Origin of the sequence: Amycolatopsis sp. NPDC089917, assembly GCF_040684635.1 — a bacterium.
In the GTDB taxonomy this organism is placed as follows: Bacteria; Actinomycetota; Actinomycetes; order Mycobacteriales; family Pseudonocardiaceae; genus Amycolatopsis.
Genome location: NZ_JBFBGL010000007.1, coordinates 153,416 through 167,553 on the forward strand (window position 1 = coordinate 153,416; position 14,138 = coordinate 167,553).

The 14,138-nt window shown below is 69.3% G+C and carries 12 protein-coding genes; 7 read left to right on the forward strand and 5 right to left on the reverse strand.

Annotated features, from left to right (window positions below):
• Nucleotides 1-8: 8 nt before the first annotated feature.
• The 4 genes from AB0N89_RS08150 to AB0N89_RS08165 are packed head-to-tail and all read left to right on the forward strand — an operon-like array spanning nucleotide 9 to nucleotide 3,723.
• Nucleotides 9-1,370: an OFA family MFS transporter gene (locus AB0N89_RS08150; RefSeq protein ID WP_364201543.1), complete on the forward strand. Its 1,362-nt coding sequence runs from the start codon at nucleotides 9-11 to the stop codon at nucleotides 1,368-1,370.
• Nucleotides 1,367-1,495: a hypothetical protein gene (locus tag AB0N89_RS08155; protein ID WP_364201546.1), complete on the forward strand. Its 129-nt coding sequence runs from the start codon at nucleotides 1,367-1,369 to the stop codon at nucleotides 1,493-1,495. The genes AB0N89_RS08150 and AB0N89_RS08155 overlap by 4 nt, the downstream gene beginning before the upstream one ends.
• A 14-nt stretch (nucleotides 1,496-1,509) precedes the next feature.
• Nucleotides 1,510-2,268, forward strand: coding sequence for an SDR family oxidoreductase (locus AB0N89_RS08160; RefSeq protein ID WP_364201549.1), 759 nt, complete (start codon nucleotides 1,510-1,512; stop codon nucleotides 2,266-2,268).
• Between the two features lie 48 nt (nucleotides 2,269-2,316).
• Nucleotides 2,317-3,723, forward strand: a complete 1,407-nt coding sequence (locus AB0N89_RS08165; RefSeq protein ID WP_364201552.1) for an LCP family protein — start codon at nucleotides 2,317-2,319, stop codon at nucleotides 3,721-3,723.
• A gap of 6 nt (nucleotides 3,724-3,729) precedes the next feature.
• Here AB0N89_RS08165 and AB0N89_RS08170 read toward each other — a convergent pair whose 3' ends face one another.
• Genes AB0N89_RS08170 through AB0N89_RS08180 form a run of 3 tightly spaced genes read right to left on the reverse strand, consistent with a single transcriptional unit; the run spans nucleotide 3,730 to nucleotide 7,414 of the window.
• Nucleotides 3,730-6,036 (reverse strand): FdhF/YdeP family oxidoreductase, encoded by a 2,307-nt coding sequence (locus AB0N89_RS08170; RefSeq protein ID WP_364201555.1) that lies wholly within the window; start codon nucleotides 6,034-6,036, stop codon nucleotides 3,730-3,732.
• 47 nt (nucleotides 6,037-6,083) lie between these two features.
• On the reverse strand, nucleotides 6,084-6,401 hold the full coding sequence (locus AB0N89_RS08175; RefSeq protein WP_364201558.1) for a hypothetical protein: 318 nt from the start codon (nucleotides 6,399-6,401) through the stop codon (nucleotides 6,084-6,086).
• Between the two features lie 29 nt (nucleotides 6,402-6,430).
• A complete protein-coding gene (locus AB0N89_RS08180; protein ID WP_364201560.1) occupies nucleotides 6,431-7,414 on the reverse strand; it encodes a hypothetical protein in 984 nt (327 codons plus the stop codon).
• Nucleotides 7,415-7,519: 105 nt separating this feature from the next.
• Between AB0N89_RS08180 and AB0N89_RS08185 the strand changes: the two genes are divergently transcribed.
• Entirely contained in the window at nucleotides 7,520-10,153 is a 2,634-nt protein-coding gene (locus AB0N89_RS08185) for a valine--tRNA ligase (protein WP_364201563.1), read from the forward strand.
• 60 nt (nucleotides 10,154-10,213) lie between these two features.
• On the opposite strand, the gene AB0N89_RS08190 is transcribed toward AB0N89_RS08185, so the two are convergent.
• On the reverse strand, nucleotides 10,214-11,089 hold the full coding sequence (locus AB0N89_RS08190; RefSeq protein WP_364201566.1) for an SGNH/GDSL hydrolase family protein: 876 nt from the start codon (nucleotides 11,087-11,089) through the stop codon (nucleotides 10,214-10,216).
• Between the two features lie 107 nt (nucleotides 11,090-11,196).
• Nucleotides 11,197-11,826, reverse strand: a complete 630-nt coding sequence (locus AB0N89_RS08195; protein ID WP_364201568.1) for a class I SAM-dependent methyltransferase — start codon at nucleotides 11,824-11,826, stop codon at nucleotides 11,197-11,199.
• A gap of 70 nt (nucleotides 11,827-11,896) precedes the next feature.
• Here AB0N89_RS08195 and AB0N89_RS08200 point away from each other — a divergent pair, with 70 nt between their 5' ends.
• Both AB0N89_RS08200 and AB0N89_RS08205 read left to right on the forward strand, forming a co-directional pair.
• Nucleotides 11,897-13,573, forward strand: a complete 1,677-nt coding sequence (locus AB0N89_RS08200) for a folylpolyglutamate synthase/dihydrofolate synthase family protein (protein WP_364201571.1) — start codon at nucleotides 11,897-11,899, stop codon at nucleotides 13,571-13,573.
• Nucleotides 13,570-13,968, forward strand: coding sequence for a DUF4233 domain-containing protein (locus tag AB0N89_RS08205; RefSeq protein ID WP_364201574.1), 399 nt, complete (start codon nucleotides 13,570-13,572; stop codon nucleotides 13,966-13,968). The genes AB0N89_RS08200 and AB0N89_RS08205 overlap by 4 nt, the downstream gene beginning before the upstream one ends.
• Nucleotides 13,969-14,138: the final 170 nt, after the last annotated feature.

Below are 14,138 nucleotides of genomic sequence, written 5' to 3' on the forward strand. Positions count from 1 at the left end.
GGCGCCGGATGGCTGTCGGCTTCCTGGACCGTTCCCGCATCGTCGCATCGCCGGGCTGGAGCCGCTGGCTGGTACCGCCCGCCGCGCTGGCCGTCCACCTGTCGATCGGGCAGGCGTACGCGTGGAGCGTCTTCAAACCGCCGCTGGAAAAGACCCTCGGGCTCAGCGGCACGGAGAGCGCTCTCCCGTTCCAGCTCGGCATCGTGATGCTCGGGCTGTCGGCGGCGTTCGGCGGGACGCTGGTCGAGCGCAACGGACCGCGCTGGGCGATGTTCGTCTCGACGGTCTGCTTCAGTTCGGGCTTCCTGCTCTCCGCGCTCGGCGTGGCGACGTCGCAGTACTGGCTCGTCGTCCTCGGCTGGGGCGGGATCGGCGGCATCGGGCTCGGGATCGGCTACATCTCGCCGGTGTCGACACTGATCAAATGGTTCCCGGACCGGCCGGGCATGGCCACCGGGATCGCGATCATGGGCTTCGGCGGCGGCGCGCTGATCGCCTCCCCGTGGTCTTCGCAGATGCTGGGCACGGCGCCGTGGTCGATCGGGACGGTCGCGACGGCCTTCCTCGTGCACGGCCTGGTGTACGCGGTCTTCATGAGCCTCGGCATCCTGCTGATCCGGGTGCCCGCCGACGACTGGAAGCCGAAGGGCTGGGAACCGAAGGCCTCGAACGGCAACGCGATGATCACCACCGCGAACGTCTCGGCGCGCAACGCCATCAAGACGCCGCAGTTCTGGCTCCTCTGGGTGGTCCTGTGCTTCAACGTGACGGCGGGCATCGGCATCCTGGAGAAGGCGGCGCCGATGATCGCGGACTTCTTCCGCGAGACCTCGACACCGGTCAGCACCGCCTCCGCGGCCGGGTTCGTCGCGTTGCTGTCGCTGACCAACATGCTCGGCCGGTTCGTCTGGTCGTCCACTTCGGACCTGGTGGGGCGCAAGAACATCTACCGGCTCTACCTCGGCGCCGGCGCCCTGCTGTACCTCGTGATCGCGTTGACCACCAACGCTTCGAAGCTCGTGTTCGTCCTGTGCGCCATGCTGATCCTGTCCTTCTACGGCGGCGGTTTCTCGACTGTCCCGGCGTACCTCAAGGACCTCTTCGGCACCTACCAGGTCGGCGCGATCCACGGCAGGCTGCTCACCGCGTGGTCGATGGCGGGCGTGCTCGGGCCGCTGATCGTCAACGCCATCGCCGACAGCCAGAAGTCGGCGGGCAAGGTCGGCCCCGACCTCTACACGACCTCGCTGTTCATCATGATCGGCCTGCTGGTCGTCGGCTTCGTCGCCAACGAACTGGTGCGGCCGGTCGACCCGAAGTACCACGAGCCGGCGTCGTCCGGCGCGCCCGTGAGGAGTGAGACCCGATGAGTGAACCGGCACCCGAGCGCGGCCGCACCGGGCTGATGATCTTCGCGTGGCTGTGGGTCGCGCTCCCGTTCGCCTACGGTGTCTACGAACTCTTTCGCAAGGTGGTCCAGCTCTTCGGCGGCTGACTAAGGTCGGTGCCATGGGAGTTCTGGTGACCGGGGCGTCACGCGGCATCGGCCGCGCGATCGCGCGGGCCTTCGCGGAAAAGGGCGACCGGGTCGCCGTCCACTACGCCTCGAACCGGGAGGACGCCGAACGCACGCTCGCCGATCTGCCCGGTTCCGGGCACGGGCTGGTCCAGGGGGATCTCTCGGATCCCGAGGTGGCGCAACGGGTCGCCGACGAGGCCGAGGCCTCGGCCGGCGGCGTCGACGTCCTGGTGAACAACGCCGCCTTCGCCCCGTCCGCCGATTCGGCCCACCCCGTCACCGAAGTGTCCTATGCGGACTGGCAGCGGATCTGGCGGCGGATGGTCGACGTCAACGTGCTCGGCACGGCGAACGTGACCTACTGCGTGGCGCGGCACATGATCGAGCGCGGCGCGGCCGGCCGCGTGGTCAACATCGGCTCGCGGGGCGCGTTCAAGGGCGAGCCCGACTTCCCCGCGTACGGCGCGAGCAAGGCCGCGCTGCACTCGCTCGGGCAGTCGCTCGCCGTGGCCCTCGCCCCGCACGGGATCGCGGTGACCTCGGTCGCGCCCGGGTTCACCGCCACCGACCGGGTCGCGATGAAGCTCGAAGGCGCGTCCGGCGAGGTGCTGCGCGGGCAGAGCCCGTTCGGCCGCGTCGGCACGCCGGAGGAGGTCGCGGCGGCGGTGCTCTACCTCGCTTCCGGCGAGGCCGCGTGGGCGTCCGGCGCGATCCTCGACCTGAACGGCGCGTCGCATCTGCGAATGTGAAGTGGATCACCCCTGCAGCAATGACGGCTCCCCGCGCGTCCAAAGAGTGTGCACAAGCTGGGGAAGGTCCTGGTCGCCGCGCTCGCGGTGACGGTGTTCGGCGGGACCGCGTACGGGTACTCGACCATCAAGTCGCTGGACGGCGTGACCCGCGAAGACGTGATCGAGGCGGCGGACCCGGGGGAGCAGCCCGCTGACGGTTCGCTGGACATCCTGCTGGTCGGGCGCGATTCGCGGACCGACGAGCAGGGCAACCCGCTGTCCCCGGAAATGCTACGTGAGCTGCGCGTGGGCGCAAACGGCGACGACCTGACCGACACGCTCATCGTGCTCCGCATCCCCAACGGGCAGAAGGCGGTGAAGGCCTTCTCGATCCCGCGCGACTCCTGGGTCGCGGAGCCGGGGACGAAGGACAAGACCAAGATCAACGGGATCTTCGGCCACGCCAAATTCGCCTCGGCGAGTGCGCAGCGCGAGGCGGGCAAGACCGACAAGGCGGAGATCGACAAGGTCGCGATCACGGCCGCGCGGAAGGCGACCTTGAAGGCGGTCGAGGACCTCACCGGCGTCAAGATCGATCACTTCGCCGAGGTCAACCTCCAGAGTTTCTACGACATCAGCAAGGCCGTCGGCGGGGTCGAGGTGTGCCTGAAACGGGACACCAGGGACATCAAGTCCGGCGCGAACTTCAAGGCGGGGCGGCAGACGATCCAGGGCGCCGACGCGCTGGCCTTCGTCCGCCAGCGCGAGGATCTGCCGCGCAGCGACCTCGACCGCGTCCGCCGTCAGCAGGTGTTCCTTGCCGGGCTGGCGAAGCAGGTGCTCTCCGCCGGGACGCTCGCCAACCCGGCCAGTCTCTCCGAACTGATCGACGCGGTGAAACGGTCGGTCGTGCTCGACGGCTCGTGGAACCTGCTGGACTTCGTCCGGCAGATGCGGGGCGTCACCGGCGGCGGCATCGCCTTCGAGACGATCCCGGTGGTCAACCCCGACTACCGCTACAACCCCAAGCAACCGACCGCGACCGCCGTGCAGGTGGACCCCGCCCAGGTGCGGGCTTTCGCCGCGTCCCTGATCGGCGCGCAGGCCACGACGACACCGCAGGCGCCCGCGGGCCCCAAGGTCGACGTCGTCAACGCGAGCGGCAAGGACGGCCTGGCCGCCCGCGTCTCGGATCTCCTGGCGGAGAAGGGATTCGGCAAGGGCGACACGACGGCCGACACCGGACGGCGGACCTCCGTCGTCCGGTTCAGCGACGCGTCCGGGCCCGCGGCGGAGATCGCGACGCTGCTCGGTGGTCTGGACACCCAGAAGGCCGACTCGATCCCGGCGGGCCATGTCCAGGTCGTCCTCGGGCAGGTCTACAAGGGACCGGGCGTGTCCGCCGGCGGCGGGGCGGCCGGGGTCCGGACCGACCAGCCCATCACCTCCGAAGACACCGAGTGCATCAACTGAGCGAGGTCAGGACACCGGTTCCAGCCGGACCACGACCGCCTTCGACACCGGGGTGTTCGACTTGTCCGCCACCGAATCCAGCGGTACCAAGGCGTTCGCCTCGGGGAAGTACGCCGCCGCGCAGCCCTGCGCCGTCGGGTACGAGACCACGCGGAACCGCGGCGCGCGGCGATCGCCGTCCCGCCATTCCGAGACCAGGTCGACCATCGCGCCGTCGGTCAGCCCGAGCGAGGTCAGGTCGTCGGGGTTGACCAGCACGACGCGGCGGGCGTCCTCGATGCCGCGGTAACGGTCGGAAAGACCGTAGATCGTGGTGTTGTACTGGTCGTGGCTGCGCATCGTCTGCAACAGCAGCCTGCCTTCGGGCACCTGCGGGTACTCGAGTTCGGAGACGGTGAAGTTCGCCTTGCCGTTGACGGTCCCGTTGAACTGCCGGGAATCGCGCGGCGCGTTCGGGAGGACGAAGCCGTCGGGCTCGCGGACCCGGGCGTTGTAGTCGTGGCAGCCGGGGACGACGCGCGCGATCCGGTCGCGGACGAGGTCGTAGTCACCGTGGAAGTCCCGCCACGGCACGGGATGCCCGGCGCCGAACAGCGCGTCCGCGAGGTGGCAGATGATCGCGACTTCGGACAGCAGGTGCTCGCTGGCCGGGGCCAGCCTGCCGCGTGAGGTGTGCACCTGCGACATCGAGTCCTCGACGGTGACGAACTGGTCGCCGGCGGCCTGGGTGTCGCGTTCGGTGCGGCCGAGGGTGGGCAGGATCAGCGCGGTCCTGCCGGGGACGACGTGTGAGCGGTTGAGCTTCGTCGACACGTGCGCCGTCAGCGAGCACGACTTGAGCGCCTTCTCGGTCAGGTCCGTGTCCGGTGTGGCGGAAGCGAAGTTGCCGCCGACGGCGAAGAAGACCTTGCCCTTCCCGTCCCGCATCGCGCGGATCGCGGCGACGGTGTCGTAGCCGTGGTCCCGCGGCACCTTGATGCCGAACTCGGTGTCGAGACTGTCCATGAAGGACTCGGGCATCTTCTCCCAGATGCCCATCGTCCGGTCGCCCTGGACGTTCGAGTGCCCGCGCACCGGGCACAGGCCCGCGCCCGGTTCGCCGATCATGCCGCGCATCAGCGCCAGGTTCGCGACCTCGGAGATCGTCTGCACCGCGTGCTTGTGCTGGGTCAGGCCCATCGCCCAGCAGTAGATGGTGCGCTTCGACGTCGCGATCATCCGCGCCAGCCGCTCGATCTGCTCACGCGGCAGCCCGGTCGCCGCGGCGACCTCGGTCCAGTCGATCTCCCGCAGATGCTTCGCGTAGTCGTCGAACCCCTCGGTGGACGACTCGACGAAAGCGCGGTCGACGATCGTGCCCGGCGTCTCCTGCTCCCACTGCACCAGCAGATGTCCGATCGCCTGGAACAGCGCGAGGTCGCCGCCGAGCCGGATCTGCGCGAACTCGTCGGCCAGCGGGGTGCCCTTGCCGACCACGCCCCGGACGTTCTGCGGGTTCTTGAACCGCATCAGACCGGCTTCGGGCAGCGGGTTGACCGCCATGATCTTCGCACCGTTGCCCTTGGCCTCCTCCAGCGCGGACAGCATGCGCGGGTGGTTGGTGCCCGGGTTCTGGCCGACCACCACGATCAGGTCCGCCTTGTGGATGTCGGCGAGCGTGACCGAGCCCTTGCCGATCCCGGTCGTCGCCGCGAGCGCCGCCCCGGAGGACTCGTGGCACATGTTGGAGCAGTCCGGGAGGTTGTTGGTGCCGTAGGAACGCACGAGGAGCTGGTAGAGGAACGCGGCCTCGTTGCTGGTGCGGCCGGAGGTGTAGAAGATCGCCTCGTTCGGGTCCTGAAGTGCGCGAAGCTCGTCCGCGACCAGGGTGAACGCGTCGTCCCAGGAGATCGGTTCGTAGTGCGACGCGCCTTCGCGCAGCACGAACGGCTCGGTGATCCGGCCCTGCTGGCCCAGCCAGTAGTCCGTCTTGTCCGCCAGCTCCTGGATGGAGTGCTCGGCGAAGAACTCGCGGCCGACCCGGCGTTTCGTGGCCTCCTCGGCGACCGCCTTCGCGCCGTTCTCGCAGAACTCCGCGAGCTTGCGGTGCTCGCCGTCGACCTCGCGAGGCTCCGGCCAGGCGCAACCGGGACAGTCGAAGCCCTCGCGCTGGTTCAGCAGGCGCAGCGTCTTCACCGTGCGCGCGGCGCCCATCTGCTCCATGCCGCGCATCAGGGAGACGGCGACCCCGGGGATCCCGGCCGCCCAGCTCTTCGGTTTCCCGACCTCGAGCTGGGTCTCGTCAACGTCGTTCGCGGGTGCTTCGCGGGTCATGACCCCATCGTGCGCCTTGCCGCCCGCGGGCGCGACCGAGGGGTGGCTCAGGCTCCCGTGTCGAGCCGGGTGATCTGCGACTCGTCCAGCGGGAACCACGGCGTCTCGTTGACGCCGCGCTCCTGCACCGCGTTCACCGTCACCGCGGCCACGACCAGCACGACCAGGCCGATGATCGCGGCGACCCCCGGCCACCGGCTCGACCCCGGCGAACGATAGCCGCCACCGGCCGCCTTCTGCTCCCTGCGCCGCTTCTTCTTGAGTTCCTTCTTGGCACCCAGCCAGGCGTCGCGTTCGGCGTGTTGCTGCCAGTCCGGATTCATCAGATCCGGATGGGTCTCGATCCGCCGGTCTTCTTCGTCCATCTCGGTCCTCTTCCCCAGGGTTCGGCCGACTACCCGCAGGTGTCCCTCGTCGGCAGGGGTTTCGTCGGGTCGTAGGTGCCGGCTTCGTCGACGGGAGGTGTTCCGGCGACGGGTCTGTCCTTGTCAGCGTACTGGGGCGCGAGGATGCCGGTCTTGGCCGCGTCACAGGCCATGTACGCGTTGTAGCCCGCGCCCTCCCCGAAGCTGAGGCCGGCGTCGGCCTTCGCGAACGGTGGCGCCTTGCGGATCACGTAGTCCTGTTCGTCCCGGACGAACGGGACGATGTCCTCCGGGGACCTGGCTTCGCCCGGATGCGCGTCGAAGGCGTACGCGGTCGTGTAACTCGCGTGGATGATCAGCTCGCCGTTCTCACCGCTCTTCGTCGTGAGGGAGCCCGTCATACGCGGACTCACCGGAAGCAGCCGGTTCGGCCCGATGAGGATCAGGTACTGGCTCTTGTCGATGGTGGCCGCGCTCGTGAGCTTCGGTTCGATCCGCTTGCGCTCGTTGGGGGTCAGCAGGGCGAGCAGTTCCGAGCCGTCGTGGTCCCGCAAGGCCCGGGAGCCGAGCCGCGCGGCCGAGATGGCCTCCGTCACCTTGCGATACGCCGCGTCGACCTCCTGCGCGGTGAAGCCGCCGACGGCTTGGCCCGCCGGGATGGTGATCCCGGCCAGCCCTTCAGCCCATTTCGCGGCGGGGGTGTGTTCGTAAGGCCGGGCGAGGTCGACCCCGTTGAGCACCGGAGGAGCCTTCGGCGGCTGCCCGGCGGTGTCCGCGGCGCCGCGTCCCCGCACTTGCTGCACGACGATCGCCGCGGCCACGAGCACGACCACGGTCACGACGAGGAACAGGATCATCACCGGACCCCGCGACATCCGGAACCGGCGGCGCGGACGCTGCTTCCGCCTCAGCTTGAGGTCCTTCTTCGCGCCGAGCCAGGCGTCGCGTTCTGCGTGTTTCCGCCAGTCCGGATTCATCAGATCCGGATGTGTTTCCAGCCGCCGGTCTTCCATGGACGAGCCCCTCCCCAGTGTGTTACGACAACGATCATCGGCGGGGAACGGCGAGCGTTACGGCCGGTGAGCAACTCGGTGGAGGGGGTTCGTAGACTTGACAATGTGACCGAGAACGCCCAGCCGCAGCAGACCGACCTTCCGGGTACCTGGAACCCGGCCGACGAAGAAGCCTCGCTCTACCAGCGTTGGGTAGACGCCGGCTACTTCACGGCCGACCCCACGTCGGACAAGCCGCCGTTCACGGTAGTCATCCCGCCCCCGAACGTGACCGGTTCGCTGCACATCGGGCACGCGTTCGAGCACACCCTCATCGACGCCATCACCCGCTACCACCGCATGCTCGGCGACGAGACGCTGTACCTGCCGGGCATGGACCACGCGAGCATCGCCGTCCACGCGCTGGTCGAGAAGCAGCTCCGCGCCGAGGGCACCAGCCGCCGCGAGCTCGGCCGCGAAGCCTTCGTCGAGCGCGTCTGGCAGTGGAAGAACGAGCACGGCGGCAAGATCCTCGCCCAGATGAAGCGCCTCGGCGAGGGCGTCGACTGGACCCGCGAGCGGTTCACCATGGACGACGGCCTGTCCAAGGCCGTCAACACCATCTTCAAGAAGCTCTTCGACGACGGCCTGATCTACCGCGCCGAGCGTCTGGTCAACTGGTCGCCGGAACTGCGGTCGGTGCTGTCCGACGCCGAGGTGAAGCACGAAGAGGTCGAAGGCGAACTCGTCTCGATGCGCTACGGCGACGGAGAGAACGCGATCGTCGTGGCCACGACCCGGATGGAGACGATGCTCGGCGACACCGCCGTCGCGGTCCACCCGGACGACGAGCGCTACACGCACCTCATCGGCACCGAGGTCGAGCTGCCGCTGACCGGGCGCAAGATCCCGATCGTCGCGGACAAGCACGTCGACCCGGAGTTCGGCACCGGCGCGGTCAAGGTGACCCCCGCGCACGACCCGAACGACTTCGAGATCGGCCAGCGGCACGACCTGCCGATGATCACGATCATGGACGAGCAGGGCCGCATCGACGGCACCGGCACCGAGTTCGACGGCATGGACCGGTTCGAGGCCCGCGTCGCGGTGCGGGAGAAGCTGCGCGAGCAGGGCCGCATCGTCGCGGAAAAGCGTCCGTACCTGCACAGTGTCGGACACTCTGAGCGCTCGAAGGAGCCGATCGAGCCGCGGCTGTCGCTGCAGTGGTTCGTCAAAGTCGGCCCGCTCGCGAAGGCCGCCGGCGACGCGGTGCGCGACGGCCGGGTGGACGTCCACCCGCCGGAGATGGAGAAGCGCTACTTCGACTGGGTCGACAACCTGCACGACTGGTGCATCTCGCGTCAGCTGTGGTGGGGCCACCGCATCCCGGTCTGGTACGGCCCGAACGACGAGGTCGTCTGCGTCGGACCGGACGAGGAGCCGCCTTCGGGCGAAGGCTGGACTCAGGACCCGGACGTCCTCGACACCTGGTTCTCCTCGGGCCTGTGGCCGTTCTCCACTCTCGGCTGGCCGGAGAAGACCCCGGACCTGAACAAGTTCTATCCGACGTCGGTGCTGGTCACCGGCTACGACATCCTGTTCTTCTGGGTCGTGCGGATGATGATGTTCGGCCTCTACGCCACCGGCGAGGCGCCGTTCAAGACCATCGCTCTGCACGGCATGGTCCGCGACCAGTTCGGCAAGAAGATGTCGAAGACTGCGGGCAACGGCGTCGACCCCATCGAGTGGATGGACCGCTACGGCACCGACGCGCTGCGCTTCACCCTCACCCGCGGCGCCAACCCGGGCACCGACGTGCCGATCGGCGAGGAGTGGGTCGCGGGCTCCCGGAACTTCACCACGAAGCTCTGGAACGCCACCAAGTTCGCGATGATGAACGGCGCGGACGCGAACGCCCCGCTGCCCGCCGCCGCGGAGCTCACCGAGGCCGACCGCTGGATCCTCGGCAGGCTCGACAGCGTCGTCACCGACGTCACCGCGTACCTGGCGGACTACCAGTTCGCGAAGGCCACGGACCTGCTCTACCAGTTCACCTGGACCGAGCTGTGCGACTGGTACCTGGAGCTGTCGAAGGTCCAGGTCTTCCAGGGTGACGAGGCCCGCGTGACGGCGACGCGCGCCGTGCTCGGGCACGTGTTCGACACCGTGCTGAAGCTGCTGCACCCGTTCATCCCGTTCATCACCGAGAAGCTGTGGACGGCGCTGACCGGCCGCGAGTCGCTGGTGATCGCCCCGTGGCCGGTGGCGAACGGCTCCTACGCCGACGGAGTCGCCGACAAGCGGATCGCGGACGTGCGGAAGCTGGTCACCGAGGTCCGCCGGTTCCGCGCGGACCAGGGCCTCAAGCCCAGCCAGAAAGTGGCCGCGCGGCTGTCCGGCGACGGGTTCGCCGAGATCGCCGGGCACGACGAGCCGATCCGCTCGCTGGTGCGGCTCACCCAGCCCGAGGACGGTTTCGCGCCGAGCGCGTCGCTGGAGGTCGGGCTGTCGGCCGGTGTCGTGACCGTCGAGCTGGACCTGTCCGGCACGGTCGACGTCGCCGCCGAGCGCAAGCGTTTGCAGAAGGATCTCGGCGCGGCGGAGAAGGAGCTGGCGCAGGCCGAGGCCAAACTCGGCAACCAGGCCTTCATCGACAAGGCGCCGGAGCCGGTGATCGGCAAGATCCGGGCCCGCAAGGAGACCGCGGTCGCGGACATCGAGCGCATCAACGCCCGGCTAGCCGCCCTCCCCGCCTCCTGACCCATGTCATGAAAGGGTCGTTCAGGACACTTTTCGTCCTGAACGACCCTTTCATGACACTCAGCGGAGGTGACGGAGGATCACTCCGGTCACGCCGGCCATCCCCGTGCGATACGGGTGGTAAGCCGCCGCGGCGAGCAGTTTCGTGTGCTGCCCGTTGATCCACGCGGCCCCGTTCGGCGCGCAGGCGTCGTGCCCGGCCGACGGGCCGAACGTGTCCACAAAGGACGAATTCCCGTCATCGGCGACGGCCTTCTCGATCGCCGAGTTCAACGCCCTCTCGACGTCGTTCAGCCAGGCGTAGTCACCTTCGGCGAACGGCAGGATCTTCGGGCAGTAGCCGGACTCCGGCGCGATCCTCGGGTAGCCGATGACGAGCACGTCGGCGCGCGGCGCGCGGGCGTGGATCCCGGCCAGCACCTTCTCGACGTTCTTGCCGGTTTCGGCGATCTTGGCCTTGATGGTGTCGACACCGCCGACGGTGAACCTGTCCTGGCACGGGTTCCCGGCCGGATCGCTCGCGCGCAGGGACGGGCACGTGCCGACCAGCGTGCCGAAGACGCCGTAGTCGTTGCCGCCGATGCCGACGGTGACCAGGTCGGTGTTCGCGCGCAGGGCGCTGAACTGGGGCGGGTTGCTGCCGAGGAGCACGCTCTGCCGCTCCGTCATGTCGCCGGTGTCGGCGCCGCCGCAGCTGATGTCGGTGAAGGAACGGACGCCCAGCGCCGCGGCGAGCATCGACGGGTAGTTCTGGGTGGATTTGCCGCAGAAGAGCGGATCGAGGCGGGGGAGCGGGATGAGCGGACCGGAGGTGTAGGAATCACCCAGCGCGACGTAGTTCCGGTAGGACCGCGTCGCGGCGGTGGCCGCCGTGGTGGAGGCGATCAGCAGGACGACGGCCGAAACGGCCGCGAACAGGACGCGTCTGAAGCGCATTGGGACCCCGATCTCCGGACTGGACGGTCTCTCAAAAATGAACCGCATCCGCACCGGTCGCCGCCGCCGATCGGGTGGTCACGCACCGGTTTCACCCGCTTGGGGTGTCACATCGGGTGATCGTCCTCCGGTCTCCGGTAGACGAGGAGATAGCGGTAGAACAGCAGGTTCCGGATCTTGCTCCCCGGCAGCAGCCGGGCCGCGTCGCGCCGGATCCGGTTCATCGGCGGGAAGGACTCCTGGACGGGGGCGGCCGGGAGTGGATCGACCCCGCCGTTGAGCCGGTCGCCCGCGTACACGACCACCCTGGCCAGCGCGTTGACCGGCGAGGCGACCAGGCCGCGGACGAAGTCGGCGGGCGTGCTGGGTCTGCCGAGACCGAGCACGGCCAGCACCCCGCCGGGGACCAGCGCGTCCCGCAGTCTCGTGACCGTGCCGAACGGCACGTGGTGCAGCGACGCGAGACAGGAGATGAAGTCGTACGCCCCCTCAGGCAGTTTCTCGGCGGCCACGTCGGCCTGCCGGTACGAGATCGTGCCGGGTCCCGGCGAGCCTGCCGCGCCCGCCAGGTCGATCATCGCGCCGGACCGGTCGATCGCCTCGACGTGCATCCCGGTCGCCGCGAGCCGCCGGGCGAACCGTCCGCTGCCGCAGCCCACGTCCAGCGCCACCCCCGGGCCGGGAGGCAGCTGGTCGAGCAGCAGCGGGTGGTAGTGGTCGTTGTGGTTGAACCCCATGCGTCGAGAGTGCCAGGAAAAGCCGCACGTAGACTCGGTCCGACAGGGAGCAAGGCTAAGAGGAGAGTTCGTGCCGCGTGGTGACGGCCGGGATCCCGAAGAATTCGCGGAATCCCCGGACCTGGCAGATCTGGACAGTTTCGCCGGCGTCGACGAATTGGGGGCACGTGCCCACGATCCGTCCGACGACACCGACCCGGATCTGGACGCACCCGACGCCGCGTACCAGGCGGGCGGCGGCGCCGGCGGCGGGATCGGCGGGATCGGGCAGCTGGGGGACAACCTCGCGCTCGGGCCCGTGCCGGACCTCGTCGCCCCGGAGGACGTGGAACTGCACGAACTGGACGATCAGGGCGACGAGTTCACCCCGTCCGATCCGAACGGTCAGCAGGCGCGCCGCGAACTGCTCGCCGTCGAGGCCGAGCTGAACCAGCGCTGGCCCGAGACCAAGATCGAACCGTCCCTCGCCCGGATCGCGGCCCTGGTCAACCTCATGGGTGAACCGCACCGCGGCTACCCGGTGCTGCACGTCGCCGGGACCAACGGCAAGGGCTCGACCACCCGGATGATCGACGCGCTGCTGACCCGCATGGGCCTGCGCGTCGGCCGGTACACGAGTCCTCACCTGCAGCTGGTCACCGAGCGCATCGCGCTGGACGGCGCCCCGATCCCTGCCGCCGCGTACGTCGACCTGTACCGCGACGTCGCGCCGTACGTGACCATGGTCGACAACGCGGGCGGGGCCGACGCGGTGCCGATGAGCAAGTTCGAGGTGCTCACCGGCATGGCGTTCGCCGCCTTCGCCGACGCGCCCGTCGAGGCCGCCGTCATCGAAACCGGGCTCGGCGGCACCTGGGACGCCACCAACGTCGTGGACGGCGACGTCGCCGTCATCACGCCGATCGGTGTCGACCATGTCGAGTACTTCGGCGGCACGCCGAGCGGGGCGGCGGTGGAGAAGGCCGGGATCATCAAGCCCGGCAGCGTCGCGGTCATCGCCGAGCAGGACCCCGAAGTCCAGAAGATCCTGCTGGAACGCGCCATCGAGGTGGACGCGAGCGTCGCCCGCGCGGGCAGCGAGTTCGGCGTGCTGGAACGCGAGGTCGCCGTCGGCGGGCAGATGCTGAAGCTGCAAGGTCTCGGCGGCGTCTACGACGAGATCTTCCTGCCGCTGCACGGCGCGCACCAGGCGGCCAACGCCGCGCTCGCGCTGGCCGCCGTCGAAGCCTTCTTCGGCGCGGGCAAGGACAAGCAGCTGGTCGTCGAAGCCGTCCGCGAGGCCTTCGCCGAGGTGGAGACCCCCGGCAGGCTGGAGCGCGTCCGCGCCGCGCCGACCGTGCTGCTCGACGCCGCCCACAACCCGCACGGCGCCAAGGCGCTCGCCACCACCGTCGCCGAGGAGTTCGCCTTCCGGCGCCTCGCCGCCGTGGTCGGCGTGATGGCCGAGAAGGACGCGCGGGGCATCCTCGACGCGCTCGAACCGGTCGTCACCGAGATCGTCGTCACCCGGAACTCGTCCCCGCGCGCGATGCCGCTCGACGAACTCAACGACGTCGCCATCTCGATCTTCGGCGAGGACCGCGTCGTGGCCGAGCCCAGTCTGGACGCCGCGATCGAAACCGCCATCGGCCTCGTCGAGCAGAGCGACGACCCCGAGGAACCGCTGGCGGGCGGGGGCGTGCTGGTCACCGGCTCGGTCGTCACCGCGGGCGAGGCCAGGACCCTGTTCGGTAAGGAGCCGGCGTGACCGACGAGACCCCGAAGCCGCCCGCCAAGGACCCGATGAAGTCCTTCCGCGGCGTGATGGCCGGTTCCCTGATCATGGAGGGCATCACCGTCGCGCTGGCGCTGCCGGTGGTGGCGAAACTCGGCGGCGGGGTCGGCTCGCTCACCGGCTGGTCGGTGATCGTGATCGCGGTCGCGCTGATCGCGCTGTGCGGCTTCCTCAAGAAGCCGTGGGCGGTGCCCGCGGTGCTCGCCCTGCAGGTCGCGCTGATCGCGTTCTTCGTCGCGCTGCCCGCGGTGGCGATCCTCGGGGTGATCTTCCTCGGGATCTGGCTGTGGCTCCTGTGGCTGCGGCGCGATGTGGCCCGGCGGATGGCGGCCGGGACCCTGCCGAGTCAGCAGCAGCAACCTCAGTAAGCCTCGTGAGTGGCAGGGACGGTTCTCTTGAGAGGTGCTGGGTTTCTGGCGTGCGCTCATCCGGCTGTGATGTCCTGATGTCCGTGAAGGCCTCCTTGAGGGACCCAGAGTCCCTCAAGGAGGCCTTCACGGACTTGGCACCTGACACGCCACCTGTGCCCTACCTCTCA

Bases quoted from the DNA above. Each gene is read 5' to 3' on its own strand.
- AB0N89_RS08150 (WP_364201543.1), top strand. From the start codon at position 9: ATGGCTGTCGGCTTCCTGGACCGTTCCCGCATCGTCGCATCGCCGGGC.
- AB0N89_RS08155 (WP_364201546.1), top strand. From the start codon at position 1,367: ATGAGTGAACCGGCACCCGAGCGCGGCCGCACCGGGCTGATGATCTTC.
- AB0N89_RS08160 (WP_364201549.1), top strand. From the start codon at position 1,510: ATGGGAGTTCTGGTGACCGGGGCGTCACGCGGCATCGGCCGCGCGATC.
- AB0N89_RS08170 (WP_364201555.1), bottom strand. From the start codon at position 6,036: ATGACCCGCGAAGCACCCGCGAACGACGTTGACGAGACCCAGCTCGAG.
- AB0N89_RS08175 (WP_364201558.1), bottom strand. From the start codon at position 6,401: ATGGACGAAGAAGACCGGCGGATCGAGACCCATCCGGATCTGATGAAT.
- AB0N89_RS08180 (WP_364201560.1), bottom strand. From the start codon at position 7,414: ATGGAAGACCGGCGGCTGGAAACACATCCGGATCTGATGAATCCGGAC.
- AB0N89_RS08190 (WP_364201566.1), bottom strand. From the start codon at position 11,089: ATGCGCTTCAGACGCGTCCTGTTCGCGGCCGTTTCGGCCGTCGTCCTG.
- AB0N89_RS08195 (WP_364201568.1), bottom strand. From the start codon at position 11,826: ATGGGGTTCAACCACAACGACCACTACCACCCGCTGCTGCTCGACCAG.